The organism is Arsenicitalea aurantiaca (assembly GCF_003994485.1).
GTDB classification, from domain to species: domain Bacteria; phylum Pseudomonadota; class Alphaproteobacteria; order Rhizobiales; family Devosiaceae; genus Arsenicitalea; species Arsenicitalea aurantiaca.
In genome coordinates this window covers 670,038-695,710 of sequence record NZ_RZNJ01000001.1, presented here as the reverse complement: position 1 = coordinate 695,710, position 25,673 = coordinate 670,038, and the positions used below count along the sequence as shown (strand labels likewise).

26 protein-coding genes are annotated in these 25,673 nt (G+C 65.9%); 17 read left to right on the top strand and 9 right to left on the bottom strand.

Annotated elements, in window-relative coordinates; translation table 11 throughout:
- Window positions 1–136 precede the first annotated feature (136 nt).
- Window positions 137–595, top strand: coding sequence for a GNAT family N-acetyltransferase (locus EMQ25_RS03385; RefSeq protein ID WP_127187129.1), 459 nt, complete (start codon window positions 137–139; stop codon window positions 593–595).
- Here the strand turns inward: EMQ25_RS03385 and EMQ25_RS03380 are convergent.
- From EMQ25_RS03380 to EMQ25_RS03370, 3 genes are all read right to left on the bottom strand, one after another.
- On the bottom strand, window positions 586–1,371 hold the full coding sequence (locus EMQ25_RS03380) for a phosphotransferase family protein (protein WP_127187128.1): 786 nt from the start codon (window positions 1,369–1,371) through the stop codon (window positions 586–588). The genes EMQ25_RS03385 and EMQ25_RS03380 overlap by 10 nt on opposite strands.
- A gap of 94 nt (window positions 1,372–1,465) precedes the next feature.
- Window positions 1,466–2,443 carry an aldo/keto reductase gene (locus EMQ25_RS03375; protein WP_127187127.1) on the bottom strand — a complete coding sequence of 326 codons (978 nt, stop codon included), beginning with the start codon at window positions 2,441–2,443 and terminating at the stop codon, window positions 1,466–1,468.
- Between the two features lie 25 nt (window positions 2,444–2,468).
- Window positions 2,469–3,308 carry an aldo/keto reductase gene (locus EMQ25_RS03370; protein WP_127187126.1) on the bottom strand — a complete coding sequence of 280 codons (840 nt, stop codon included), beginning with the start codon at window positions 3,306–3,308 and terminating at the stop codon, window positions 2,469–2,471.
- A 189-nt stretch (window positions 3,309–3,497) separates the two neighbouring features.
- Between EMQ25_RS03370 and clpS the strand changes: the two genes are divergently transcribed.
- Window positions 3,498–3,803 (top strand): ATP-dependent Clp protease adapter ClpS, encoded by a 306-nt coding sequence (gene clpS, locus EMQ25_RS03365; RefSeq protein ID WP_127187125.1) that lies wholly within the window; start codon window positions 3,498–3,500, stop codon window positions 3,801–3,803.
- A gap of 203 nt (window positions 3,804–4,006) precedes the next feature.
- Window positions 4,007–7,330 (top strand): carbamoyl-phosphate synthase large subunit, encoded by a 3,324-nt coding sequence (carB, locus tag EMQ25_RS03360; RefSeq protein WP_127187124.1) that lies wholly within the window; start codon window positions 4,007–4,009, stop codon window positions 7,328–7,330.
- A 288-nt stretch (window positions 7,331–7,618) separates the two neighbouring features.
- On the opposite strand, the gene EMQ25_RS03355 is transcribed toward carB, so the two are convergent.
- On the bottom strand, window positions 7,619–8,608 hold the full coding sequence (locus EMQ25_RS03355) for a class I SAM-dependent methyltransferase (protein WP_244606453.1): 990 nt from the start codon (window positions 8,606–8,608) through the stop codon (window positions 7,619–7,621).
- Window positions 8,609–9,100: 492 nt separating this feature from the next.
- On the opposite strand from EMQ25_RS03355, the gene EMQ25_RS03350 reads away from it, so the two are divergent.
- The 4 genes from EMQ25_RS03350 to EMQ25_RS03335 all read left to right on the top strand — a co-directional run bounded on the left by EMQ25_RS03350 (window position 9,101) and on the right by EMQ25_RS03335 (window position 12,086).
- Window positions 9,101–9,310 carry a cold-shock protein gene (locus EMQ25_RS03350; RefSeq protein ID WP_127187123.1) on the top strand — a complete coding sequence of 70 codons (210 nt, stop codon included), beginning with the start codon at window positions 9,101–9,103 and terminating at the stop codon, window positions 9,308–9,310.
- A gap of 315 nt (window positions 9,311–9,625) precedes the next feature.
- Window positions 9,626–10,111, top strand: a complete 486-nt coding sequence (greA, locus tag EMQ25_RS03345) for a transcription elongation factor GreA (protein WP_127187122.1) — start codon at window positions 9,626–9,628, stop codon at window positions 10,109–10,111.
- A 126-nt stretch (window positions 10,112–10,237) separates the two neighbouring features.
- Entirely contained in the window at window positions 10,238–11,188 is a 951-nt protein-coding gene (gene trxB, locus EMQ25_RS03340) for a thioredoxin-disulfide reductase (RefSeq protein ID WP_127187121.1), read from the top strand.
- 4 nt (window positions 11,189–11,192) lie between these two features.
- Window positions 11,193–12,086: a LysR family transcriptional regulator gene (locus EMQ25_RS03335; RefSeq protein WP_127187120.1), complete on the top strand. Its 894-nt coding sequence runs from the start codon at window positions 11,193–11,195 to the stop codon at window positions 12,084–12,086.
- A gap of 74 nt (window positions 12,087–12,160) precedes the next feature.
- Here EMQ25_RS03335 and EMQ25_RS03330 read toward each other — a convergent pair whose 3' ends face one another.
- From EMQ25_RS03330 to EMQ25_RS03320, 3 genes are all read right to left on the bottom strand, one after another.
- Window positions 12,161–12,571, bottom strand: a complete 411-nt coding sequence (locus EMQ25_RS03330) for a hypothetical protein (RefSeq protein WP_127187119.1) — start codon at window positions 12,569–12,571, stop codon at window positions 12,161–12,163.
- A gap of 487 nt (window positions 12,572–13,058) precedes the next feature.
- Complete coding sequence (locus EMQ25_RS03325) at window positions 13,059–14,261, bottom strand: pyridoxal phosphate-dependent aminotransferase (protein ID WP_127187118.1); 1,203 nt, start codon at window positions 14,259–14,261, stop codon at window positions 13,059–13,061.
- An 82-nt stretch (window positions 14,262–14,343) separates the two neighbouring features.
- Window positions 14,344–14,778 carry a DUF4864 domain-containing protein gene (locus EMQ25_RS03320; RefSeq protein WP_127187117.1) on the bottom strand — a complete coding sequence of 145 codons (435 nt, stop codon included), beginning with the start codon at window positions 14,776–14,778 and terminating at the stop codon, window positions 14,344–14,346.
- A gap of 161 nt (window positions 14,779–14,939) precedes the next feature.
- Between EMQ25_RS03320 and EMQ25_RS03315 the strand changes: the two genes are divergently transcribed.
- The 4 genes from EMQ25_RS03315 (at window position 14,940) to EMQ25_RS03300 (ending at window position 18,036) form a co-directional block, all read left to right on the top strand.
- Window positions 14,940–15,236: a hypothetical protein gene (locus tag EMQ25_RS03315; RefSeq protein ID WP_127187116.1), complete on the top strand. Its 297-nt coding sequence runs from the start codon at window positions 14,940–14,942 to the stop codon at window positions 15,234–15,236.
- A gap of 141 nt (window positions 15,237–15,377) precedes the next feature.
- A complete protein-coding gene (locus tag EMQ25_RS03310) occupies window positions 15,378–15,806 on the top strand; it encodes a CBS domain-containing protein (RefSeq protein WP_127187115.1) in 429 nt (142 codons plus the stop codon).
- Between the two features lie 143 nt (window positions 15,807–15,949).
- Window positions 15,950–16,693, top strand: coding sequence for a Spy/CpxP family protein refolding chaperone (locus EMQ25_RS03305; protein WP_127187114.1), 744 nt, complete (start codon window positions 15,950–15,952; stop codon window positions 16,691–16,693).
- Between the two features lie 104 nt (window positions 16,694–16,797).
- Window positions 16,798–18,036 carry an aminotransferase class V-fold PLP-dependent enzyme gene (locus EMQ25_RS03300; protein ID WP_127187113.1) on the top strand — a complete coding sequence of 413 codons (1,239 nt, stop codon included), beginning with the start codon at window positions 16,798–16,800 and terminating at the stop codon, window positions 18,034–18,036.
- A gap of 29 nt (window positions 18,037–18,065) precedes the next feature.
- Here the strand turns inward: EMQ25_RS03300 and EMQ25_RS03295 are convergent, their stop codons facing one another.
- Window positions 18,066–18,446: a DUF2147 domain-containing protein gene (locus EMQ25_RS03295; protein ID WP_127187112.1), complete on the bottom strand. Its 381-nt coding sequence runs from the start codon at window positions 18,444–18,446 to the stop codon at window positions 18,066–18,068.
- Window positions 18,447–18,581: 135 nt separating this feature from the next.
- Here EMQ25_RS03295 and EMQ25_RS03290 point away from each other — a divergent pair, with 135 nt between their 5' ends.
- From EMQ25_RS03290 to EMQ25_RS03275, 4 genes are all read left to right on the top strand, one after another.
- Window positions 18,582–19,184, top strand: a complete 603-nt coding sequence (locus tag EMQ25_RS03290) for a thymidine kinase (protein WP_127187332.1) — start codon at window positions 18,582–18,584, stop codon at window positions 19,182–19,184.
- On the top strand, window positions 19,181–19,567 hold the full coding sequence (locus EMQ25_RS03285) for an acyl-CoA thioesterase (protein ID WP_127187111.1): 387 nt from the start codon (window positions 19,181–19,183) through the stop codon (window positions 19,565–19,567). Before EMQ25_RS03290 ends, EMQ25_RS03285 begins: the two co-directional genes overlap by 4 nt.
- Window positions 19,568–19,762: 195 nt before the next feature.
- Window positions 19,763–20,443 carry an SH3 domain-containing protein gene (locus EMQ25_RS03280; protein WP_127187110.1) on the top strand — a complete coding sequence of 227 codons (681 nt, stop codon included), beginning with the start codon at window positions 19,763–19,765 and terminating at the stop codon, window positions 20,441–20,443.
- A gap of 289 nt (window positions 20,444–20,732) precedes the next feature.
- Complete coding sequence (locus tag EMQ25_RS03275; RefSeq protein WP_127187109.1) at window positions 20,733–21,302, top strand: SH3 domain-containing protein; 570 nt, start codon at window positions 20,733–20,735, stop codon at window positions 21,300–21,302.
- A gap of 36 nt (window positions 21,303–21,338) precedes the next feature.
- On the opposite strand, the gene EMQ25_RS03270 is transcribed toward EMQ25_RS03275, so the two are convergent.
- Window positions 21,339–21,617, bottom strand: coding sequence for a hypothetical protein (locus EMQ25_RS03270; RefSeq protein WP_127187108.1), 279 nt, complete (start codon window positions 21,615–21,617; stop codon window positions 21,339–21,341).
- A gap of 215 nt (window positions 21,618–21,832) precedes the next feature.
- On the opposite strand from EMQ25_RS03270, the gene EMQ25_RS03265 reads away from it, so the two are divergent.
- Window positions 21,833–22,501, top strand: coding sequence for an SH3 domain-containing protein (locus EMQ25_RS03265; RefSeq protein ID WP_127187107.1), 669 nt, complete (start codon window positions 21,833–21,835; stop codon window positions 22,499–22,501).
- 155 nt (window positions 22,502–22,656) lie between these two features.
- Window positions 22,657–25,185: an excinuclease ABC subunit UvrB gene (gene uvrB / locus EMQ25_RS03260; RefSeq protein ID WP_244606452.1), complete on the top strand. Its 2,529-nt coding sequence runs from the start codon at window positions 22,657–22,659 to the stop codon at window positions 25,183–25,185.
- Window positions 25,186–25,673: the final 488 nt, after the last annotated feature.

Below are 25,673 nucleotides of genomic sequence, written 5' to 3'. Positions count from 1 at the left end.
CACCGAGCCCCCTGCTCCTCCCCCTCCTTCAGGGGGAGGTCGGGTGGGGGTCCTCCAACCGCCACCGAGCCCTCTGCCCCTCCCCCTTCTTCAGGGGGAGGCTGGGTGGGGGTCCCTCACACCCACCGGCCCAGCCATGACCACCCTCGCCTACCGCGCCGCGACCGAAGCCGATCTGCCCTTCATCGTCACTCTTCTCGCCGATGATGCGGTTGCCGACACGCCCGACCGTGGCGCCGACCCGCTCGCCGCGCCCTATCGCGACGCGCTCGCCGCCATTACCGCGGACCCGCATCAGGACCTCTTCATCGCGGAGGCGGAGGCCAAACGGGTCGGCACGTTCCAGCTCTCTTACCTGCCCGGGCTCGCCCGCCTCGGCGCATGGCGGGGCATCATCGAAGCGGTCCATGTCATCCCGGAGGCTCGCGGCAGTGGCATCGGCACGCAGATGATCGGATTTGCCGTCCAGCGGTGCCGCGAAAGGGGCTGCACCATGGTGCAGCTCACCTCCAACAAGGCCCGCACCGACGCCCACCGCTTCTACGAACGCCTCGGCTTTGTCCGCAGCCACGAAGGGTTCAAGCTCTACCTCTGATCGTCGAACCACTGAACGACATGGCTCAACATCTGCGGTCCGAGCACTGGATCCCGGCCATTGCAGGCGAGCTCGGTCAGCCTAAGCGCCGCGGTCTGGAGCGCAACCCGCTCCCGATCAATACGCCGTCCTGTCAGAGCTTCATAATGGAGGATGATCCGCTCGGTCAGATCGCGCGAGATCCAGTTGGAATAGATGAAGTCCTGCTGTAGCGGGCCAATGCCGGAATCGGCGAAATCATAGAGCCCGTTCAACCGACCGCGCCGATGATCGAACGCCATGTTCCAGCCGTGGCCGTCGAAAAATCCATAGATGTCGCCATGGGGATCCTCTCCGAGACCCGCCCACCGGGCCATCGCCTGCTGCACCTTCTCACGCTGAGAAGCGGGCAGCAGCGGCATGGCCCCGTCGAGGATCGCATCGGCCTCCATCCACGCCTCGATAGGGCCGGCTCCTGCACCCTCCATCAATTCGACAGGCAAGTCGTGAAGCTCGGCATAAAAGCGCCCCATCGCCCGCGCGAGGCTTTCCTTTGCGCCCTCTTCAAGCCGCGCATAGTCGCGGGCCAAAAGGTGCTCTCCGGGGATTTTCTCATGAAACGAAAAGAGGGGCGGCCCCGGCTCGAGCCCCGGGCGCGGCACACTCATGCTCACCCGATCGCCGATCAGCGCGAGCAGTGCCGCCTCCATGCGCAGCGCCCTCTTTGCCTGTTCATGCCGCGGAAACTTGAAGATGAAGCGATCGTCGACGTCGATTGCAAGGCTGTCCCAGCCCATGGTCAGCGCGCTGAAGCGCCCCGACGCCAGCTCCGGCCGGAGGGCGAGAATGGCGTCGCGGCAGGCCGCGACGTCCGGTTCGTCCTGACCGCCCTCAGCTATGGCCCACCACCCGGTGCGGTACGTAGGGCGCCTCGAGTTCGGCGATGTCGTCGGGGCTGAGCCGCACGGTCAGCGCGGCGAGCGCATCCTCGAGATGATGGGGCTTCGTCGCGCCGATGATGGGGGCCGTCACCTCGGGCTTGGCCAGCACCCAGGCGAGCGCCACTTGGGCCCGCTTCAGCCCGCGCCGCTCGGCGACGCGCTTCACCGCTTCGACGACCATGCGGTCCGATTCGGCCGTTTCGGTATAGAGGCGCGTGATCACCTCGTCGCTGCCGGTGCGATTGGTGCCTTCGTCCCAGTCGCGCGTCAGCTTGCCCCGCGCCATCGGGCTCCAGGGGATGACCCCGATCCCCTCCTCTGCGCAGAGCGGCAGCATTTCGCGCTCCTCCTCGCGATAGATGAGGTTGAGGTGGTCCTGCATCGAGACGAACCGCGCCCAGCCATTGGCCTTCTGCATGCCGAGCGCCTTGGCGAACTGCCAGGCATACATCGAGGATGCCCCGACATAACGCGCCTTGCCCGCCTTCACGACGTCGTTCAGCGTCTCGAGGATCTCCTCCATGGGCGTCGTGCGGTCGAGCCGGTGGATCTGGTAGAGGTCCACATGGTCCATGCCGAGGCGTCTGAGGCTCTGGTCGATCTCGTGCAGGATCACCTTGCGCGACAGTCCGGCCCCGTTCGGCCCCGGCCGCATGCGGTTGTGCACCTTGGTGGCCACCACCACCTCGTCGCGCGGAATGTCCTTGAGCGCACGGCCGAGGAATTCTTCGCTCGTCCCGTCCGAATAGGCGTTGGCCGTGTCGAAGAAATTGATCCCCGCATCCAGCGCCTGCCGGAAGAACGGGCGGCTCGTCTCCTCGTCCAGCGTCCAGGGGTGCTGCCCGCGCCCCGGCTCGCCATAGCTCATGCACCCAAGGCAGAGCCGCGACACTTCAAGGCCGGTGCGGCCGAGCTTCACATAGTCCATTCTGAAATCCTCCCCGGATCCGTCTCTAGAACATCACCGCCATCTTGGCGGGGTCCGATCCCGTCTTGCCCTCCGCCGGATCGTCCAGCGTGCGGATCGCCGACATGTCGTCATCCTCGAGCGAGAAGTCGAAGACGCCGATATTTTCCCTGATGCGCGAGGGCGTCACCGATTTGGGGATGACGATCAGCCCCTCCTGCAGGTGCCAGCGGATGATCACCTGGGCCGGCGTCTTGTCGTGCTTTCGGGCGATTGCGTCGACGGTTTCGTCCCCGATCACCGCGCCGCTTCCGAGGGGGCTGTAGCTCTCGATCGCGATGGCGAGATCCTTGTGCAGGTCGCGCACCGCGCGCTGCTGGTAATAGGGGTGCACCTCGATCTGGTTGACCGAAGGCGTCACGCCCGTCTCCCCGATGATCCGCTCGAGATGCTCGGGCAGGAAGTTCGACACACCGATCGAGCGCACGCGCCCCTCTTCCTTGAGCCGCACCAGCGCCTTCCAGCTCTCGACATATTTGCCGAGCGACGGCACCGGCCAGTGGATGAGGAAGAGGTCGAGCGTCTCGAGCCCCAGCTTCTCCATCGTCCCCTCGAAAGCCCGGAGCGCCGAATCGAATCCCTGCTCGCGATTGCGCAGCTTGGAGGTGACGAAGATCTCCTCGCGCCCGAGCTCGGCCTTGCCGATCGCGCGCCCCACCCCGGCCTCGTTCTGATAGCCCTGCGCGGTATCGATCGAGCGATACCCGCTCTCGAGCGCAAGGCTCACCGCGTCCTCGACCTCGCTGTCCGGCACCTGCCAGACCCCGAACCCGATCTGCGGGATGACCACCCCGTCATTGAGGGTGACGTTCTTGTGCTGGGCCATTTCCGGCTCCTTTGATCAAATCTCGTGATGGACGGGCGCTGCGGCACCGACGCGTGATGCCAGAGGGCAATCCGCCCCGGCGGCAAAGGTTCACCCATGCAAGCAGGCCAAGGCTGTCCCGGCAAGCCCTGCGCTTGGGGCTACCGTCCTCCCGTGCTAATGTCGGGCTCTTCGCAAGGGCCTCGAACCATGCCGGACGCCACGACCACCCCCCGCACCAAAACCCTGACCCGCACCGCGCGCCCGCCGCTGCACAAGGTCATCCTCGTCAACGACGATTTCACCCCGCGCGAATTCGTCGTCCGCCTGCTCAAGGCAGAGTTCCGCACGACCGGGGACGAGGCCCAGCGCATCATGATCACCGCGCACATGAAGGGCTCCTGCGTGGTTGCCGTCTTTACCCGCGAGATCGCCGAATCCAAGGCGACCCGCGCAACCGAGACCGCTCGCGCCGAAGGATTCCCGCTTCTGTTCACCACCGAGCCCGAAGAGTAACCCCCCTGCGGCATCCGGACGGGGAAGAATCTGCCTCCAAGGCTTCCCTTCGCCGTCTCCATCGGTTACAGCACCGGCTTAACCGCCACGTCCATGCCTGCCGCGCGCTGCACCGCCCTCGATGCTGCGCGTCCGGCCACGGGCGGCACTATGCCGCCCCGCTGCGTCCCCGTGCGCGTCACATTAGAGATCAGAGCGAGCCCATGCCAAAGCGTACCGATATCAAATCCATCCTCATCATCGGTGCGGGGCCGATCATCATCGGCCAGGCCTGCGAATTCGACTATTCGGGCACCCAGGCCTGCAAGGCGCTGAAGGAGGAGGGCTACCGGATCATCCTGGTGAACTCCAATCCCGCGACCATCATGACCGATCCGGATCTGGCGCATGCCACCTATATGGAGCCGATCACCCCCGAAGTGGTCGCCAAGATCATCGAAAAGGAGCGCCCCGATGCGCTTCTGCCCACCATGGGCGGCCAGACCGCGCTCAACTGCGCACTCTCGCTCCGGAAGATGGGCGTGCTCGAGAAATTCGGTGTCGAGATGATCGGCGCAACCGCCGAGGCCATCGACAAGGCCGAGGATCGCGAGCTCTTCCGCGACGCCATGAAGAAGATCGGGCTCGAAACCCCGCGCTCCATGCTCGCGCACAACACCATCGAGGCGCTGCAGGCGCTCGAGGTGATCGGCCTGCCTGCCATTATCCGCCCCTCCTTCACCCTCGGCGGCACCGGCGGCGGCATTGCCTATAATCGCGAGGAATACCTCGCCATCTGCGAAAGCGGCATCGACGCATCGCCCACCAACGAGGTCCTCGTCGAGGAAAGCGTGCTCGGCTGGAAAGAATACGAGATGGAGGTCGTCCGCGACAGGAACGACAACTGCATCATCATCTGCTCGATCGAGAACATCGACCCGATGGGCGTGCACACCGGCGATTCCATCACCGTCGCGCCCGCCCTGACGCTGACCGACAAGGAATACCAGGTCATGCGCGACGCCTCGATCGCGGTCCTCCGCGAGATCGGCGTCGAGACCGGCGGCTCGAACGTGCAGTTCGCGATCAACCCGGCCGACGGGCGCATGATCGTCATCGAGATGAACCCGCGCGTCTCGCGCTCCTCGGCGCTGGCGTCGAAGGCCACCGGCTTCCCGATCGCCAAGGTTGCAGCCCGGCTCGCCGTCGGCTACACGCTCGACGAGCTCGAGAACGACATCACCGGCGGCGCCACGCCCGCCTCGTTCGAGCCCTCGATCGACTACGTCGTGACGAAAATCCCGCGCTTCGCCTTCGAGAAATTCCCCGGCGCCGACGAGCGGCTGACCACCTCGATGAAGTCGGTCGGCGAGGCCATGGCCATCGGCCGCACCTTCCAGGAATCGCTGCAGAAGGCGCTGCGCAGCCTCGAGACCGGCCTCACCGGCCTCAACGAGATCGGCATTCCCGACTACGTCATCGGCGGCGACGCCAACGACAACACCAATGCCATCCGGGCCGCCATTTCCGTGCCCACCCCGCGGCGCCTGCTCTACGTCGCCGAGGCGATGCGCCTCGGCATGTCGATCGACGCCATCTACGATGCGTGCCGTATCGACAAATGGTTCCTCGAGCAGATGCAGGGGATCGTCGCCATCGAGGACAAGGTGCGCGAGTTCGGCCTGCCCGACAGCGCGCCCATGCTTCGGCGCGTCAAGTCGATGGGCTTTTCGGACATCCGGCTCGCCGAGCTCTCCGGCAAGCAGGCCAAGGACGTCCGCGCGCTCCGCAAGAGCCTCGGCGTGCATCCGGTCTACAAGCGCATCGATACGAGCGCGGCCGAGTTCGCCTCCCCCACCGCCTACATGTACTCGACCTATGAGGCGCCCTATTCGGGCGAACCCTCCGACGAGGCCCATCCGAGCGACCGGAAGAAGGTCGTCATTCTCGGCGGCGGCCCGAACCGGATCGGCCAGGGCATCGAGTTCGACTATTGCTGCTGCCATGCGGCCTTCGCACTGTCCGAGGCGGGCTACGAGACCATCATGGTCAACTGCAATCCCGAGACCGTCTCGACCGACTACGACACCTCCGACCGGCTCTATTTCGAACCTCTGACGGAAGAAGACGTCATCGAGATCCTCGAGCGCGAGAAGACCAATGGCACGCTTCACGGCGTCATCGTGCAGTTCGGCGGGCAGACCCCGCTCAACCTCGCCGAAGCCGTCGAGAAGGCGGGCGTTCCGATCCTCGGCACCCAGCCCGAGGCCATTGATCTCGCCGAAGACCGCGACCTCTTCTCCAAGCTCCTCAACCGGCTCGACCTGACTCAGCCCAAGAACGGAATCGCCTATTCCCTTGAGCAGGCACGCATTGTCGCCGAGCGCCTGGGCTATCCGCTAGTCATCCGCCCCTCTTACGTCCTGGGCGGGCGCGCCATGCAGATCGTGCATTCGCCATCGGAGTTCGAGGCCTATGTGCAGGGCACGCTGACCAGCCTCGTGCCGCCCGACATCCTGCAGAAATACCCCAACGACAAGACCGGCCAGATCAACTCGGTCCTCTCGGACAACCCGCTGTTGTTCGACGGCTATCTGAGCCGCGCTATCGAGATCGACGTCGACGCGCTCTGCGACGGCAAGGACGTCTTCGTCTGCGGCATCATGGAGCACATCGAGGAGGCCGGCATCCATTCGGGCGACAGCGCCTGCTCGCTGCCGCCCCAGCATCTCTCCGAGGAGATCATCGCCGAGCTCAAGCGCCAGACCCGCGAACTCGCCTTCGCGCTCAAGGTCGGCGGGCTGATGAACGTGCAGTATGCGCTTAAGGACGGCGTCATCTACCTGCTCGAGGTCAATCCGCGCGCCAGCCGCACCGTGCCGTTCGTGGCCAAGGTGATCGGCGAGCCCATCGCCAAGATCGCCAGCCGCATCATGGCCGGTGAGACCCTCGCCAGCTTCAACCTCGTCGAAAAGAAGCTCGACCACGTCGCGATCAAGGAAGCGGTCTTCCCCTTCAACCGCTTCCCCGGTGTCGACACAGTGCTCGGGCCGGAGATGAAATCGACCGGCGAAGTCATCGGCCTCGACACCGATTACGCGCTCGCCTTCGCCAAGAGCCAGCTCGGCGCCGGCAACAAGGTCCCGCGTGAAGGCACCGTGTTCATCTCGGTACGCGACGAGGACAAGCCGCTCATCCTCGATGCCATGCGGCATCTGGAGCAGGCCGGGTTCAAGATCGTCGCCACCAGCGGCACCCAGCGCTATCTGAGCGAGAACGGCCTTGCCGCAACCAAGATCAACAAGGTCCTCGAAGGCCGGCCGCACATCGTCGATGCGATGAAGAATGGCGGCATCCAGCTCGTCATCAACACGACCGACGGGGCCAAGTCGATCTCCGACAGCCGCGACATCCGGCGGACGGCGCTGCTCTCCAAGATCCCGTACTACACGACGATCCCCGGAGCCATCGCCGCCATCGCCGGCATCATCGCCTATCGCGAGGGCAACCTCACCGTCCGCCCCCTGCAAGCCTATTTCGCAGCCTGAACCCTGCCCCTCTCTAGGGGCAGCCACCCTTCTCCTCCCCCTCCTTGAGGGGGAGGCCGGGTGGGGGTCCTTCCTTTGTCGCATCTGACACCTTGGTCAGAAACGACCGAGCCATGAGTGAGTGGCGCCCCTACCCCCGCCTAACCTCTCCCTGATAGGGGGAGGAACGGACTGGGGTGAGACAGGGGCTAGTGAAAAAGCGTCCTTCTCCAACCTTCCGGCTGGCTCCCCTTCCCCTCCCCCTCCTTCAGGGGGAGGCCGGGTGGGGGTCAGGCCACACCCACCGGCCTAATTCACCACCAATTCGACCGCTTCGCCCTCGCGCTCCGCCACCGGCAGACCAGCGACGGCTTGCACGCGCCGCGCCAGAACCACGAAGCCCTCGATCGAAACGCCGCCATCGCGCCTAAGCACCTGGCGCTCGAAGCCGATCACCTCGAACCCGGCCGCTGCGAGCGCTGCGCGTGCCGTCTCGCCATTATGCGCATAGCGCAGCGACGGTCGCAGGACGAGCGCCTCCGGCCCGTCATGGGCCTCGATCGAAAAGGCAAAGAGGCCGCCCGGCGCCAACACCCGCGCCACCCCGGCAAAGACCGGCTCGAGCGCGCCTGAATAGACGAAGACGTCGGCTGCGGTGACGAGATCGGCGCTCGCCGGCGCGATCCCCGCCAGAAACGCACCCATTTCGCCCGCCGTCAGCCGGTCGTAGATCCCCTTCCGCCCAGCCTCTGCGACCATGCCCGCGGACAGATCGACGCCCGAGAGGTGCGAGACGTGCCGGCGGAGCCATTCCCCCATCAGCCCCGTGCCGCAACCAAGATCCAGCGCCTCGGCGAACTGCCCGGCGCTCCGGCGGCGCGCCTCCTCGAGCACGAGCCGCGCCAGCATTTCGGGCACCTTGTAGTCGAGCTTCTGCAGGAGCGCCGCCTCGAAGCCCGGGGCGTACTGGTCGAACAGCGCCTCGACATAGGCCGTCGCGGTTTCGGCCATTGCGAGCCCCGCCCCATGCGCCGCCAGCTTCAGCGGCGCCCCGAACACGCCGTCCGCATCGAGCGCGTCGAGCCTGCGCCAGGCGAGGATGGCCTTCTGGATCTCGCCGGCACGCTCGAGATACCGCCCGAGGAGGTCCCAGCCCGGCGCCCAGTCCGGCACGATTTCGAGCGCCTGTTCGACGAGTTCGGCCGCCGCCGTGAAGTCGCCGGTCTCGGCGAGCATGCGCGCATAGGCCACGCGCCGGTCGGCGATCAGATCGCCTGAGGAAAGAAGCGTATTGGTCACTTGGGATGGGGTCCGGGAGAAACCGGCGAGGCGCCGGCGCGCGGATGTGCACCAGCGCCCCGGAAAACGCAAGAGCCCCGTTGCGGTGGAAAACCGCGCTGCGGCCGAATGTCGGCTCGCGCCTGCCCTCTGCTTGGTCTAGTTAGGCGTCGTTGCCGTATCCAATACGGCGAGTCTCGTGCCCCGATGGCGGATCATCCGCTTCATCCGGGCCGGCGCATGGCCGGATTTCCGGCCCATGTGCTGCCAGATGCCGTCTCGACCGCCCCGCCTGCAAGCCTCCGGTTTGCGGGCCGTCTGTCGTTGAGCAAGACATATTGTAGAGCGCCCGTTTTCACGCTAGAAAAGTGCCGTCGAATATTGCGGCCCATCGTTCGTGCCTGGCGATCCATCTATGCGCCTGCTGACGTGACTACCGGACAATTCGATTGGCTAAGGTCATGCCAGGCTCGGACATGGCCGCCACAGCAGACTGCAGAGGGACTAGGGATTATGGCTACCGGCACTGTCAAATGGTTCAATGGTCAGAAGGGCTATGGCTTCATCCAGCCCGATGAAGGCGGGGCAGACGTTTTCGTGCACATCTCCGCGGTGCAGCGGTCCGGCCTCAACGGCCTCGATGAGGGCCAGAAGGTCAGCTACGAAATCGTGAAGGACAAGCGCACGGGCAAGTCCGCAGCGGACAATCTCGTCGCCTCCTGATCCGCGCTGCGGCATCCGCCACGCGTCATCTCCGGCATTCAAGGCGCGGCCCGCCCGGCCGCGCCTCACCTGTACGGGCAACGCCCGCTCAGCCGTCCCGGCCCCAGCACTCCGCCGTCAGGCTCGCCGGCCTCTTGAACAGGCCCGTCCGATGCCCATCTGCTGGCTGGGTCCCAAGCGCTATTTTGCCCGGCCGGCTTGACCCGAGGGCTTCCGGAAGGCACTTTGTGTGATCCCCGAAAGACGCTGATTTGGAGTGCCAAGCGGTTCTTGGCGGGCTAGCCTTGATTTCGACGGTTCTGGTGGAGGCCAGGTATGGACAAGATTCCGATGACGACTGCAGGTCACGTCGCACTCACCGAGGAGTACCGGCGCCGCACGTCCGAGGATCGCCCGGCCATCATCGCGGCCATTTCCGAAGCACGCGCCCATGGCGATCTCTCCGAGAACGCCGAGTACCATGCCGCAAAGGAACAGCAGAGCCTGAACGAAGGCCGCATCCAGGAGCTCGAATCCATTCTCGCGCTCGCCGACATCATCGATGTCGGCAAGCTGTCCGGCTCGACCATCAAGTTCGGCGCCACGGTCACCCTTCTCGATGAGGATACCGAGGAAGAAAAGACCTACACCATCGTGGGCGATCCCGAGGCCGATGCCGGCAATGGCCGCATCTCCGTCTCCTCCCCCATCGCACGGGCGATGATCGGCAAGGAGGTCGGCGATTCGTTCGAGGTCGCGGCGCCGGGCGGCTCGCGTGCCTATGAGGTGCTCGAAGTGCGGTTCGTCACGCCCAAAATCTAGGCGTTTCCTCTCGGAGTGTGTCTTTTCGGTGAGTTGCGGGGACGCCAGCGTCCGTTCCCGGACCATCGGCCTTGAAAGATCGGCGCCAACGCTCCAACTTTGCGCCGACAAGTGCGGGAGCGTCGCATGCACGCCAAGGTAATGATCATCGGGTCGGGTCCGGCCGGCTACACTGCGGCCATCTATGCGGCCCGCGCCATGCTGGAACCCGTCATGATTTCGGGCATGCAGCCCGGCGGACAACTCACCATCACCACCGATGTGGAGAACTATCCCGGCTTTGCCGACGTCATCCAGGGCCCATGGCTCATGGAGCAGATGAAGGCGCAGGCCGAGCATGTCGGCACCCGCATGGTGAGCGACCTCATCGTCTCGGTGGATCTCGACAAGCGCCCCTTCACCCTCACCGGTGATACCGGCGCGATCTACACCTGCGACAGCCTCATCATCGCGACCGGCGCCCAGGCCCGCTGGCTCGGCCTGCCCGCCGAGGAGAAGTTCCAGGGCTTCGGCGTCTCCGCCTGCGCCACCTGCGATGGCTTCTTTTACCGGGACCGCCAGGTGCTCGTCGTCGGAGGCGGCAACACCGCGGTCGAGGAAGCGCTCTTTCTCACCAATTTTGCATCCAAGGTCATCGTCATCCACAGGCGCGACGAGTTCCGCGCCGAGCGCATCCTGCAGGACCGGCTCTTCCGCAACCCCAAGATCGAGGTGCGCTGGAACACCGAGCTCGCCGACATCACGGGCGCTGCCATGCCGCCCTCGGTGCAGGGCGTCGTGCTGCGCAACACCCGCACCGGCGAGCTTTCCGAACTCGCCGTCGACGGCGTCTTCGTCGCCATCGGCCACTCTCCCTCCACGGCAATCTTCTCGGGCAAGCTCGACATGAAGCCCGGCGGCTATCTCAAGACCGTCCCGGGCAGCACCGCCACCAACGTCCCGGGCGTCTTTGCCGCCGGCGATGTCACCGACGACGTTTTCCGACAGGCCGTCACCGCCGCCGGCATGGGCTGCATGGCCGCGCTCGAAGCCGAGCGCTTCCTGGCCGAGCACCAGCTCGCCGAAGCGGCGGAGTAGGCGCATGCTCGATTGGGACAAGCTCCGCATCTTCCACACCGCCGCCGAAGCGGGCAGCTTCACCCATGCCGCCGAAAAGCTCGGCATGAGCCAGTCCGCGGTGTCGCGCCAGATTTCCGCGCTCGAGGATGATCTGGGGCTGAAGCTCTTCATCCGCCATGCGCGCGGGCTCGTCCTCACGGAGGTCGGCGAGCAGCTCTTCCGCACCGCCCACCGCATGCACTGGGAGCTCCAGCAGGTCGAGACCCAGATGTCCGAGAGCCAGGAGGTGCCCACCGGGCCCCTCATCGTGACGACCACGGTCGGCATCGGCTCGACCTGGCTCGCCTCGCGCATCAACGAATTCCTGCTGCTCTATCCGGATATCCAGATCGAGATAAAGCTCAACGATTCCGAGCTCGACCTCGCCATGCGCGAGGCCGACGTGGCGATCCGCCTGCACCGGCCCAACCAGTCCGAGATGATCCAGCGCAAGCTCTTCATGGTGCACAACCATTTCTACGCTTCGCGCGACTATCTCGAGGAGCACGGTACGCCCCAGAGCGTCGACGATCTCGACCAGCACCGCATCATCACGTTTGGCGAGCCGGTGCCGTCCTATCTGGGCGACATCAACTATCTCGAGCGGCTCGGTCGCCCCGATTCCAGCCCGCGCCGGCCATCGCTCAAGGTCAACGCCATCTACGGCATGATGCAGGCCGCGCGCGCGGGCATCGGCATCGCCATGCTGCCCGACTATGTGACCGAAGAGGAAGAGAACCTCGTCAAGGTTCTCGCCGAGGTCGAGATCCCCGCCTACGAGGCCTATTTCGTCTATCCCCCGGCCCTCAAGAGCTCCAAACGCGTCGGCGTCTTCCGCGACTTCATCGTCACCAAGGCCCGGGAGTGGTCCTTCTAGGACTGTTCCGTTCCCCTCGTCCGCCGCACCGCTGCCCCCTGGCTTACCGGGGGCACGCAAGCGTCACCGACATGTCATAAATCTGGCAGCATTCCTGACCTTGCCTGCGCCCAGCGCATAGCTGACATGCCCTGCCCCACATTGCTGAACGGCCGGGGAAACAGCATATTCGTCTGGTCGATGACGATCTGGCCCGTTTCCTCCTCCCTCGGCCCGGATTTTTCGACACCCGGATCAGCGCCGTTTCCTCCTCCCTCGGCGCAGGTCCACCCGGCAGATGGCGTATCCTCCTCCCTCGCCTCTGCCAACACTTTCGATTTGGCTTCGGCCCAGTCACAGGCCCCACTTCGGTGGGGCCTTTTTTTCGCGCCATAGCCGCAGGCAGGCGCATGAAACCACCAACGTGCCAAAACGTCGCAACGGGCCCGCAAAGCCCCATCAGCCGGGCGATACGGGCCGAACCCTGCTTTCATCGCATAGCTCATATGCTACCCCTCGCCTTGCTGAATCCGGGGGGTGCATCCATATTCAACCTGTCGCTGACGACACGGCCGTTTCCTCCTCCCTCGGCCCAGCTCTCGCGACACCCGGGTAGCTGCCGTTTCCTCCTCCCTCGGCAGTGGCCCAACCGGTAGATGACGTTTCCTCCTCCCTCGTCATCTGCCATTACTTGGATTTGGGCTTCGGCCCTGATCATTCAGGCTCCACTCTCACGAGTGGAGCCTTTTTTCTTGTCCGTCGACATCAGAATGCAGCCGGACCGGCGCCGTGTTTTTGGGCGCGCTGCCGCAAATGCAGGCAATGCATGGCAGGGTTGAACTCTTGTCGATTGCGCCCGTCGGCGTCGGCGCTCATAAGGCGCGCACAGGCATTGCGGCGTCTCCCTTCCCGCCGCATCCCTCTGGCCGAACGTTTCGGCGTTCGGTCGGCAGGCCCCGCTCTTCCCCTCGAGCGGGGCCTTCTTCTTTTGCGCTACCGGATGGCTGCGCAGAACTCGCCAATGCGCGAGAGTGCCGCATCGAGCTCACGATCTGATGCCGCATAGCTCAGGCGGAAATGCCCGGCGAGCCCGAAAGCGCTCCCCTGCACCAGCGCAACGCCTGTCTCCTCGAGCAGCGCCATCACGAAATCCGCATCCGTTTCGAGCAGGCGCCCGCCCCCGCTCTTGCGCCCCAGAACCTCCGCGCAGGAGGGAAAGACATAGAACGCGCCCTCGGGCGTCAGGCATGAGAGGCCTGTTGCCCCGTTGAGCCCGGCCACCACCTTGTTGCGCCGCGCCTCGAACACCTGCCGCCAGTCCTTGAGGAAGTCCTGCGGCCCGTTCAGCGCCTCCACCGCCGCCCACTGGGCGATCGAGCATGCGTTCGTCGTCGACTGGCTCTGCAGCTTGGTCATCGCGCCGAGCAGCATTCTGGGGCCGGTGCAATAGCCGATCCGCCAGCCGGTCATCGCATGGCTCTTGGAGACCCCGTTCATCGTCAGCGTGCGGGCCATCAGATCGGGCGCGACTTCGGCGATGGTGCTGAACCGCCGTCCGTCATAGGTCAGCGGCTCGTAGATATCGTCGGTGAGGACGTGCACATGCTCATGTCGCCGCAGCACTTCGGCGAGCCCCAGCAATTCCTCGCGCCCATAGGCCGCGCCGCTCGGATTGGAGGGGGTGTTGAGGATCAGCCATTTCGTCCGTGGGCTGATCGCCTGCTCGAGCGTTTCCGGATCGAGCTTGAAGCCGGTCGAGGCATCCGCCACCGCATAGACCGGCTCGGCTCCGCAGAGCCGCACGATCTCGGGATAGCTCACCCAATAGGGTACGGGCACCACCACTTCGTCGCCCGGATCGAGCGTCGCCATCAGGGCGTTGAAGATGATCTGCTTGCCGCCCGAGGCGACGAAACACTCATCCGCGGTCACGACCAGCCCGTTGTCGCGCTTGAATTTTTCGGCCACCGCCGCCTTGAGCTCGGGGATGCCGTCGACATTGGTGTACTTGGTCTTGCCTTCGGCGATCGCCCGCACCGCCGCGTCCTTGACGTTCTGCGGGGTGTCGAAATCGGGCTCTCCGGCCGAAAGCGCGATGACGTCCTTGCCGGCCCGCGCCATCTCGCGCGCCTTCTGGGTGATCGCAACCGTCGCCGAGGGCGCAACCCGCCCCAGCGCTTGAGACAAGAAAGCCATGAAAAATCCTCCGCTGCAGCTTGGCGGAGGCAGTGTTAGGGGCTGCCGCGCCGCCCGGCAAGCCGGGTGCGGGCCGTTTGGACTAAATGCCGATGCCCGGCTGCGGGCGCAACTGCACCCCCATCACCTTCCAGCCATCCTCTTCCTGGCCGAGCTGGTACACGGCCTCGTAAAGCTGCTGGTTGGTTCCTACGAGCCGCACCGCCTGCAGCACGCGATCCTCGCTCACCTCCTGATAGGGGCCGAAGCTGTGCGAGCGCGACTCGCGGATCGGCGCATAGCCCGAGCCGATGATGGAGCTGTAAAAAAGCGTCGGGCTCGAAAAGCCCTGCTGGAAACCCGCTGCTGCATAGCTGAATGCGGCGGGGGCATCGCCTTCGCGGAACGCCTGGATCTGGCCGGTGATCGCCGCCTGCCAGGCGGTCGCCCGCGCCTCCTCGGCCAGCGCCGGCGTTGCCATCAACGCCACGAGAAGACTGGCGACCGTTACCCCGGCCCTGTGCACTGAAGCATTCATGGTCTGCCTCCATTGCCTGCCAAGCCGTGGTGGCGCCGGCTGGTCGCCACACTTATGCCGTCAAATGGTACGCGCTTGACCTCATCAGCTACGAACAAACTCCGCATTGGGTTGGTTCACTCACCGCGTTGTGAACTCCCGGTCACGGACGAAAGACCCCCATGCACCTTAGCCTCAAGTCCCGGCGCAAGCCGACGGTTACCGCCACCATCATTTCCTTCTCGCTGACCCTGGTCGCCGCGAGCATCGCCACCCTTGTCGGTGTCGTGCCCGCCCATGCAGCGCCTGCGGTCGAGGGCGTGGATGCCGAAGTGCTCCTGCTGGTGGTGCCGCTTTGTGCCCTGGTGTTCGCAATCATGTTCGAGGTCGCCCGCATCGCCCTGCGCGGCCCGATCGGCGCCATGCCCCTGCAGGTGCAATCGATCCGCCACTGGCGCGGGCAACGCCCGGACCAATGACCTCCATCAGAACTCCATGACGACTGGCCGGCCTCGCGCCGGCCTTTTTTTATGTCCGCGACCCTCTCCTCATGATCCCAAAGTCTTGAGGCGCGTCCGGCCATCGGCCACTATGTTTGGCTGAGAGGGAGGACCACGCAGATGAGAATCGAAACGATCCTGAACACCAAGGGGCCGGGCGTACACACCATCCCGGTTTCCGTCCGCATCGCCGATGCGGTCAATGCGCTCAATGCCAACCGCATCGGTGCGGTCGTCGTCACGGGCGAAGATGGCAGCGTCGCCGGCATCCTGTCCGAGCGCGACATCGTCAGGCGCATGGGCGCCGACCCCACCGCCTTTCTCCAGACCCCGGTCAGCGAGACCATGACGCGCGACGTCGTCCACTGCACCCGCGACGATACCGTCGATCACGTGCTCGAACTCATGACCGAGCGGCGCATCCGCCATATGCCCGTCTGCGAGGATCGGCGGCTTATCGGCATCGTCTCGATCGGCGACCTCGTGAAGATCAAGATCGAGATGGTCACCAAGGAGGCCGAGGCGCTCAAGGAATACATCACCTCCTGAGCCGCCGAGCCGCTTAACCTTCTCTTAACCCCTTACGAGCCTTGCCGAAAATTCATGCCCCGGCAAGGACGGGGCAGGATCGCCCGGTCTACCGTGGGTCTGTTCGCACCTTCTTGTGCACCCACCTCCCACGGAGCGATCCCATGAAATCGAGCAAGGCCGTTCTCTCCATCATGCTGGCCAGCCTCTGCGTCGGCGCCTTCCCCGCACTCGCGCAGGACGCGCCTGCGGCCCCTCTCCCCGGCGCCGAGCCGTCCGCCCGGATGGCGCCTGCCGAGCGCCAGCCCGGCGAACGTTTCCGCATGCGCATGGAGCGGGGCGATGCCCAGCGCGCCATGCCCGGCGAACGTCGCCACCACGCCGAGCGTGCCCGTCCCGATCGCTCGGGCGGCCACGAAATGCACCGCAAGATGCGCGAGCGCTTCGCCGCCCGCATGCAGGAGCGCCATCCCTCGGGCATGCCCGGACGCGGCGCCATGCGCCAGGGCGGCGCCCTCCTCGATTTCGTCTGTTCGGATCGCGCCGCCGAAAGGCTCGAGATCGGCCTCGTGCGCCTCTCCTACCGGCTCGACCTCACCGATGCTCAGCGCGGCGATTTCGATGCCCTGCGCGATGCGGCGCTTTCCGCCCAGGCCGATTTCGCTGCCGCCTGCACTACCGCCCGCGCCGCCGAGGCAACGGACCCCGTATCGCGCCTCGAGGGACGCCTCGCCATCGACAGCGCCCGCGTCGCAGCGCTCGAAGCGGTGCTGCCCGCCCTCGACACCTTCTACCAGGGCCTCGAGCCCGAGCAGCAGGCCCGTCTCGAGCCCCGTCGCGCCAGCCGCGACCGCACCCCGCCGGCGCCCGAGGCGCCTGCCGCGCCCGGGGACGAGCCCGCGGTCTGATCCTCCGGGGGAGCGGCCAAGCCTCTCCCCCGCCCTTGCCGGATCCGGATCGAGGCGATACCAATCGCTCCACCTTTCCGTCCCTGCAAGCGAAGCCCTCCCCGATGTCCCAGCCTCTTCCGCTCGACCCGGCGCTGATCCGCGCCGAATTCCCCGCCTTTGCCGAAGAAAGCCTTGCCGGACAGGCCTTCTTCGAAAATGCCGGCGGCTCGTTCACGGCCCGCGCCGTCCTCGAGAGGCTCGAGCGCTACTACCGGCAGACCAAGCTGCAGCCCTATGGCGCCTATCCCGCCTCCCGCGAGGCCGGCGAAGGCATGGACCTCGCCTATCGCCGTATGGCGCAGGCCCTCAACGTCAGCCCGGACTGGATCCATTTCGGCCCCTCGACCTCGGCCAACACCTATGTGCTCGCCCACGCCTTCTCGGGCTGGCTGAAGCCGGGCGACGCCATCATCGTCACCAATCAGGATCACGAGGCCAATACCGGCGCGTGGCGGCGGCTCGAAAAATCGGGCGTCGAGATCCGCGAGTGGAAAGTCGATCCGCAGACCGGGCGGCTCGATCTCTCAACCCTCGAGCCTCTCCTTGACTCCAAGGTCCGGCTCGTCACCGTGCCGCATTGCTCCAACATCGCCGCCGAGATCAACCCGGTCGCCGAAATCGCCACCATGGCCCGCTCCTATGGCGCGATCACCGTGGTGGACGGCGTCTCCTACGCCCCGCACGGCCTGCCGGACGTGCTGGCGATCGGCGCCGACATCTATCTCTTTTCCACCTACAAGACCTATGGCCCCCATCAGGGCGTCATGGCCGTCCGGCCCTCGATTGCCGCCGAACTTCCCAACCAGGGGCATTTCTTCAACGAGGGCAAGCCGCGCTACCGGCTCAATCCCGCCGGCCCCGATCATGCGCAGATCGCGGCCTCGGCCGGTGTCGTCGATTATCTCGAGACCGTAGCCGCCATCGCCGGTGATGCCGTAGAGGGCGCCAATCCCTACCGCCGCGCCCATGCCGCCATGCGCGCCCAGGAGATTGCGCTCCTCACCCCGCTACTCGATTTCCTGCGCGGTCGCAATTCGATCCGCCTCATCGGCCCCGACGATCCGGCGCGCCGCGCGCCCACCGTCGCCATCGCGCTCGAGGAACCGGGCTTCGCCATTGCCGAACGTCTTGCGCGCCATGGCGTGATGGCCGGCGGCGGCCATTTCTACAGCCTGCGCCTGCTCGAGGCGGTCGGGGTCGCCGCTGACAAGGGCGTCCTCCGGCTCTCCTTCGTGCACTATACGAGCCCCGCCGAGATCACCCAGCTGATCGCCGCGCTCGACGCCGAACTGCCCAACTGACGCGTGTCGAGGGCGGGCGCGTCCCGCCCTCACATCCGGTTCAGCATGAAGCTCTTGCAGAAGATGAACTTGCAGCCGCGCAGCTCCATGCGGTCGGTCGAGATCTGCCGCAGCGTGCCGCCCAGCGTTTCGCCGAACACCTGCACCTCCCCGCGCCACTCCGACGGCCCGACGCGCCGCGCCGCCTCCACGAGATAACTGCCGAGATAAGGGATGTTCTTGGGCGTCATCTCGTTCTCGCGCAGCCAGACGAGCCGCGCGCAGAGCGCGGTGCCGTCCCCGCATAGGCTGACCTCATAGCGGGATTCCCCGCTCGCCGATTCCCATGTTCCGCGCGGGTCGAGCGTCTCCGCCATCGCCCCGCCTGCCATGGCGAGCACCGCCAGCATCGCCACTGCCACTCTCTTCATGCCGCACACTCCGGTCCAGCGCCCCAGGGGCGAAATGGACGCACGATCATGGCGGCAAGATGGAGCCGCGCCAATCCTGTGCGCACCGGTGCGCACCCGCTTGTCAGCGCCACCGGGCGGCGGCACAACCGCCCCATGGCAAAGCTCTACTTCTCCTACGCCGCGATGAATGCGGGCAAGTCGACACTGCTGCTGCAGGCCTCGTACAATTATCGCGAGCGCGGCATGCGCACGCTGATGTTCATCGCCGCCCTCGATGACCGGGCCGGCATCGGCACCATCGCCTCGCGCATCGGGCTCGAGGCGGATGCAGATTTCTTCGCGCCCGAGGACGATCTCTTCGGCGCCATTGCCGCCGCCCATGCCGAGGCCCACGTCCATTGCGTCTTCGTGGACGAAGCCCAGTTCCTCACCCAGGGCCAGGTCTGGCAGCTCGCCCATGTTGCGGACCGGCTCGGCATTCCGGTCATGTGCTACGGGCTGCGTACTGATTTCCAGGGCAAGCTCTTTCCCGGCTCGGCCGAACTCCTTGCCATCGCCGACAGCCTGCGCGAGATCCGCACCATCTGCCATTGCGGCGCCAAGGCCACCATGGTGGTCCGCCTCGCGCCGGACGGCATCCCGCTTACCGAGGGCGATCAGGTCGCCATTGGCGGCAATGAGCGCTATGTTTCGCTGTGCCGCCGCCACTGGGAGGAGACGGTCGGCCGCTGGCCCCTCACGGAGATCCGATCATGACGACGCCCTCCCCCGAGCCTCTCGGCACCCTCACCATCCGCACCCTCGCCATGCCTGCCGACACCAACCCCTCCGGAGACATCTTCGGGGGCTGGGTCATGAGCCAGATGGATATCGCCGGCGCCATCGCTGCGGTCGAGCGCGTGCAGGGCCGGGTGGTCACCGTAGCGGTCGAGGCGATGACCTTCATCGCGCCGGTCAAGGTCGGGGACGTGCTCTGCGTCTATACCGAGATCGAGCGGGTCGGTAACACGTCGGTCACGGTCCTTGTCGAAGCCTGGGCACGCCGCAACCGCATCGATCAGCGCGTCAAGGTCACCGATGGGCGCTTCGTCTATGTGGCGCTAGGCGATGACGGCAAGAAGCGCCGCATCGAGGCCTGAGCGCCACCGGTTTCACCGCCCCTAAACCATGCTGAACGATGCACGACAGCGCGTTCATCACCCATTCACGCGCAAGATGATCAAGTCCCCGTGTCGCCCGCGATACGGGGCTTTGAAGCTTCTCGCGGCGCGGAACTCTTTATTCGATCTGCCCGTTTCTACACCAAGCAAGAACAGTTTCCCTGGAGCGTCGAAATGAATCGTCGTACCCGCAAGCTCGTCCTCAATATCGCGACGGGCGTCGCCATCGCGGCGACTGCCGCCGTCGTCTTCACCCCGGCAAGCGCCAGCGCCCAGAGCGGTGGCGCCACGGCAACGGCCCCCGTCAACGTCCGCTCCGGCCCCGGCACCGGGTTCGGCATCGTCGACAGCCTTCGCCGCGGCGAACGCGTCGACATCGACCGTTGCCAGGGCTCCTGGTGCTATATCTATCAGGATGGTCCGTCCGGCTGGGTCTCCGCCGACTATCTGAGCCGTTCGGGCAGCCCCGGCCAGTTGCTCGGCCCCGTCGCCGGCCCCGATGCGGGTGTCGGCATTTCGGTCGGCCCGGGCGGCGTCTCTATCGGTATCGGCACGGGTCGCCCCGGCCCCGGTCGTCCGCCGGTCGTCGTCGAACCCCCGCGTTATGTCGGCGAAGTCTGCTTTTATGATGAGCGCCGCTTCCGTGGTTCTGAGTTCTGCGTCGAGGAGGGCGAAAGCCTCGCCCGCCTGCCCCGCGACTGGGACGACGTGATCCGCTCGATCGACAATCCCGATGGCCTCCAGGTCCAGGTCTGCACCCGCGCCGGCTTCCGCGATTGCCGCACCTATACCAGCAGCGCCAGCAATCTCGGCGCCTTCGAAGACGACATCTCCTCGATCCGCGTCCGCTTTTAAGCCCGCACCAAATCCCGAAACCCGCCGTACCCACGGCGGGTTTTTTCACGCCTGCCTGACCCCCATCCCACTTCCCCCAGAAGAAGGGGAAGAACACCCCTGCGCCCGTGGCATCCCCCAGCCCCTCCCCCCGCGTCCCTCCCCCTATCAGGGGGAGGCCAGGTGGGGGTAAAAGCCCCACGCACGATTCCCTCGGCCTCACCTCCTTTACCCAACCCCCGCAAAACCCTTCCCAGCATCCCCCGATAGAAGTACCCTTCACGGGTCATCCCCCGGAAAGCCCCGATCCATGCCCCTGCTTCGCGCCCTTGTCCTCGCTGCCCTTGCAAGCCTTCTCGCCCTGCCGGCTGCAGCCCAGCACACGACCGGCACCGCCGCATGGACCAATAGCGCGCAGATCGTCTACGAGGGCCCGGGGCTTCGCTATCGCATCATGGGGGAAGTCCCCGGCGAGGTCCGCGTACGGGTCGAGCGGTGCAGCAATGCCTGGTGCCGCATCCGCGCCGACCACGCGCGGGGCTGGGTGGCGCTCGATGCGCTGAGCTTCGGCCAGGCCCCCGGCGGCCCCTTCTCGGGCCCGAAACTCAACCTCAAGGCTGGCGGCCCCGGCGAAGTCTGCTTCCATTCCGGCCGCAATTTCACGGGCGAGACCCATTGCGCACGCTCGGGCACCGTCGTCCCGGACCTGCTCCTCTACAATCGCGACAACCGCGTCGCCTCGATCTCGATCGCGGGCAATGTCTCGGTGATGGTCTGCCGCGACCGCAATTTCGTGAACTATTGCCAGCGCATCAACGACAGCACCCCCCGCCTCACCGGCTATCTCGAAAACAACGTCTCCTCCTACCGCGTCTACTGAGCGCCGCGGCCCTCACCCGGGCCGCCGCGCACCCCCTCAGCGCCGCAACACCCCCCAGCGCGGGTCCCATTCGGCGTCCCCGGCCAGTTCGACAAAGACCACGGCTCCGCCCTCCATGCCGGCCGCCTTGTTGCGCGCCAAGGCCAGCGCTTCCTCGACCGGCACCTGCTCGCTGGGCATGATGCTCTCCTCGGCAGTATCGGTCGGATCCTCCACCTTGCGGATGAAGGCCCGCGGCCCGTCATGGCTCGCGGTGACGGTGACGACGATCGCGCCGGGGCTTGCCGCCCCCGTCAGATGGATGAAATCGGCCATGGCGTTCTCCTTTTGCCTGCTCCGATCAGAGACGCGGCAACCGCATCTTGCGTTCCGCGATTGAGTTGAAGAGCCCGTTCAGCCCCGGTTCACGCGCCATCGGCTCATATCGGCTCAAGACGGAAGCGCTGGGCTTGGCCGTCGGGAACCATGGGCGGCCTCGTGCGGTTTCACCGCCACGGGGCAAGCCAGAAGAAACGATCGAGGAAAAATTCATGTCACGCATCAAACTCGCCGCCTTTGCCGCAGCAATGACCCTTGCCATGGCCGGCACCGCCATGGCCCAGACCGCCCAGGCAACTGCCAACGTCAACGTGCGTTCGGGTCCGGGTACCAACTTTGGCGTCGTGGGCAGCCTGCGTGCCGGCGAGACCGTGGATATCCGCGAGTGCCAGAGCAATTGGTGTTTCGTCGACCGCCGCGCGGCCAGCAATGGCTGGGTTTCGGCCACCTATCTCTCCCGCGCCAGCGGCCCGAGCCGTCCCGGCCCCGCACCCAGCCAGCCGAGCCGTCCCGACGTCAATCTGAGCTTCCAGATCCCCGGCTTCTCCTTCTCCATCGGCGATGGCCGCTGGAACGTGCGCCCCGATCGTCCCGGCCGCCCGGATCGTCCGGGTCGCCCCGGCCGTCCGGAACGCGCCGAGGTCTGCTTCTACGAGGACATCAATTTTGGCGGCGCCAGCTTCTGCATGCGGCCCGACGAGCGCCGTGCCTCGCTCGGCAACTGGAACGATCGCATCTCCTCGATCACCGTGCGCGGCAATATCGAGGCCCAGGTCTGCGAGCATGACGGCTTCAACGGCCGCTGCGTGATCGTCGACCGTGACGTCCGCAATCTCGGCCGCCAGGGCAACGACATCATCTCCTCGATCCGCACCCGCTGATCCGAGCGCTGATAACTGCAAAGGCGCTGCCCCCGGGCGGCGCCTTTCGCTTGTCCGCCGTTCCCATATTGTTCCGGCCGTGCTAGGCTCCGAAGGCTTGAAAGCGGGTCGGCGACGGCCCATCTCCATGGCTCCCCAACGCCCGCGGTGTCCGCATGCCCGAGAAGAAATCCACGCCGTCCGCTCGCCCGGGCAAGGCCGAATTCTCCATCGACGATTTCATCGGCGAGATCGAGAAGGCCGAGGCCGCCGAGATCTCAAAACCCCTCCCCCAGGAGCGCCTGCGCAACAAGCGCGCGCTCGACCGCGCGGACCGGGCCGCCGCCGAGGCCGCCGATGCGGCGCTCGAGCCCAAGAAACCCGCCAAGTCGCGCCGCAGCGCCGCCACCGGCATGCAGCTCAAGGCGCCGAAATCGCGCGCCAATTCGGTCGACCGCCCTGATTTCGACGGCATGGGCGAAGCCCCGCAGGCCGGCTTCGGCCACGTCCCCTCCTCGGCGCTCCGCACCACGCAGCAGCCCGCCAGGATCGGCACCGAAGTCGGCAATGTCGGCATCTCCGCCACCGTCAAGGCGCTCGAGCAGATCATCCTGCACGGCCGCAAGGAGGTCGAGGGCAATGCCGAGTGGAAACCCCACCGCCCGCTCCGTCCCGCCAAGACCGAGGGCGGCATCCCCTTCCGCCTCGCCACCGAATACGCGCCCGCCGGTGACCAGCCCACCGCCATTGCCGAGCTCGTCGAAGGCGTCGAGAATGGCGAGACCGACCAGGTGCTGCTCGGCGTCACCGGCTCGGGCAAGACCTACACCATGGCGCAGGTCATCGCTCGCACCGGCCGGCCCGCGCTGATCCTCGCCCACAACAAGACCCTCGCCGCCCAGCTCTATGGCGAGTTCAAGGCCTTCTTCCCCGACAACGCGGTCGAATATTTCGTCTCCTATTACGACTACTACCAGCCCGAGGCCTATGTCCCGCGCACCGACACCTATATCGAGAAGGAATCGACCATCAACGAGCAGATCGACCGGATGCGCCATGCCGCCACCCGGGCGATCCTCGAGCGCGATGACGTCATCATCGTCGCCTCGGTCTCGTGCATCTACGGCATCGGGTCGGTGGAAGACTACACCGCCATGACCATCGACTTGAGGAAAGGCCAGCAGGTCGACCAGCGCGAGCTGCTGCGCGCCCTCTCGCAGCTGCAATACAAGCGCGGCGACGCCGGCTTCACCCGCGGCACCTTCCGCGTGCGCGGGGACACCGTCGAGATCTTCCCCGCCCACTATGAGGATGCCGCCTGGCGCGTCACCCTCTTCGGCAACGAGATCGAGGCCATCGCCGAGATCGATCCGCTGACCGGCAAGAAGACCGCCGAGCTCCTCTCGGTGCGCATCTTCGCCAATTCCCACCACGTCACGCCCCGCGCCACCCTCAATCAGGCGACCAAGCAGATCCGTGCCGAGCTCGCCGCGCGCCTGCAGGAGCTCAACGGCGCCGGCCGCTTCCTCGAAGCCCAGCGCCTCGAGCAGCGCACCATGTTCGACCTCGAGATGATGGAGGCGACGGGCTCCTGCGCCGGCATCGAGAATTACTCGCGCTATTTCTCGGGCCGCAAGCCCGGCGAGCCGCCCCCGACCCTGTTCGAATACCTGCCCGATGACGCGCTCGTCTTCGTCGATGAATCCCACGTCACCATCGGCCAGCTCGGCGCCATGTATCGCGGCGATCTGCGGCGCAAGGCGACGCTCGCCGAATACGGCTTCCGCCTCCCCTCCTGCATGGACAATCGCCCCCTCCGCTTCGAGGAGTGGAACGCGATGCGCCCGCAATCGGTCTATGTATCGGCCACCCCCGGCTCCTGGGAGATGGAGCAGTCGGGCGGCGTCTTCGCCGAGCAGGTCATCCGCCCCACCGGGCTCATCGATCCCCCCGTCGAGATCCGTCCCGCCGGCACGCAGGTGGACGACGTGGTCGACGAGATCCGCAAGACCGCCGAGGCCGGCTATCGCACGCTCTGCACCGTGCTCACCAAGAAGATGGCCGAGGACCTCACCGAATACATGCACGAGCAGGGCCTGCGCGTGCGCTACATGCATTCGGATATCGACACCATCGAGCGCATCGAGATCATCCGTGATCTGCGGCTCGGCGCCTTCGACGTCCTTGTCGGCATCAACCTGCTGCGCGAGGGCCTCGACATTCCCGAATGCGGGCTCGTCGCCATTCTCGATGCCGACAAGGAGGGGTTCCTCCGCTCCGAGACCAGCCTCATCCAGACCATCGGCCGCGCCGCGCGCAATGTCGATGGCCGCGTCATCCTCTATGCCGATCGCACCACCGGCTCCATGGAGCGCGCGCTCGCCGAAACCAGTCGCCGGCGCGAAAAGCAGATCGCCTACAACGAGGCCAACGGCATCACCCCCCAGTCGGTGCGCTCCAACATCCACGACATCGTCGACAGCGTCTACGAGCGCGACCACGTCACCGTCTCGATCGGCAAGGGCAAGGACGGCAAGGAGATCGTCGAAGCGGGCGCCAACCTCGCCGCCGTCATCAAGGACATGGAAGCCCGCATGCGCGAAGCCGCCACCAATCTGGAGTTCGAAAAGGCCGCGAAGCTGAGGGACGAGATCAAGCGGCTGCGCGAGATGGAGCTCGATACGCTGGAAGGCGAAGTGGGGTAACCAGCCCTCGCCCTATGGCAAGGCGCTCAGCACAAGAGCTCTCGAAGCGCTGCACAGCCCCAAGCAGAACCCTCGGGACCGACCTCCGCCCCCACCCCCCCGCGTCCCTCCCCCTATCAGGGGGAGGCCAGGTGGGGGTAAATTCCCGAGCACCGAGCTATCGCACCGAACCTGTCCTCGGCCCACCACCGAACCGAGTAAGCACCCCCACCCATCCTCCCCCTGAAGAAGGGGGAGGAGCAGCCCGGTGCTCGTCCTCAAACACCGCCCACCCCGATCCGTCCCTCCCCCTGTCAGGGGGAGGCTAGGTGGGGGTGAAGCCGCAAGCTCCGATACCGCAAAACCTTCTCGGCAAACCGCGGCGCAGCCTTAAATTAGCTCGTTCCCACAAAATGTATCTCACCCATCCAGCACTCGCCGCCGCCCACCTTTCTCCCCTGAAACAGGGGAGAAAGGTTCGAGCGACTACCCTAAATGTCGCCCATTCG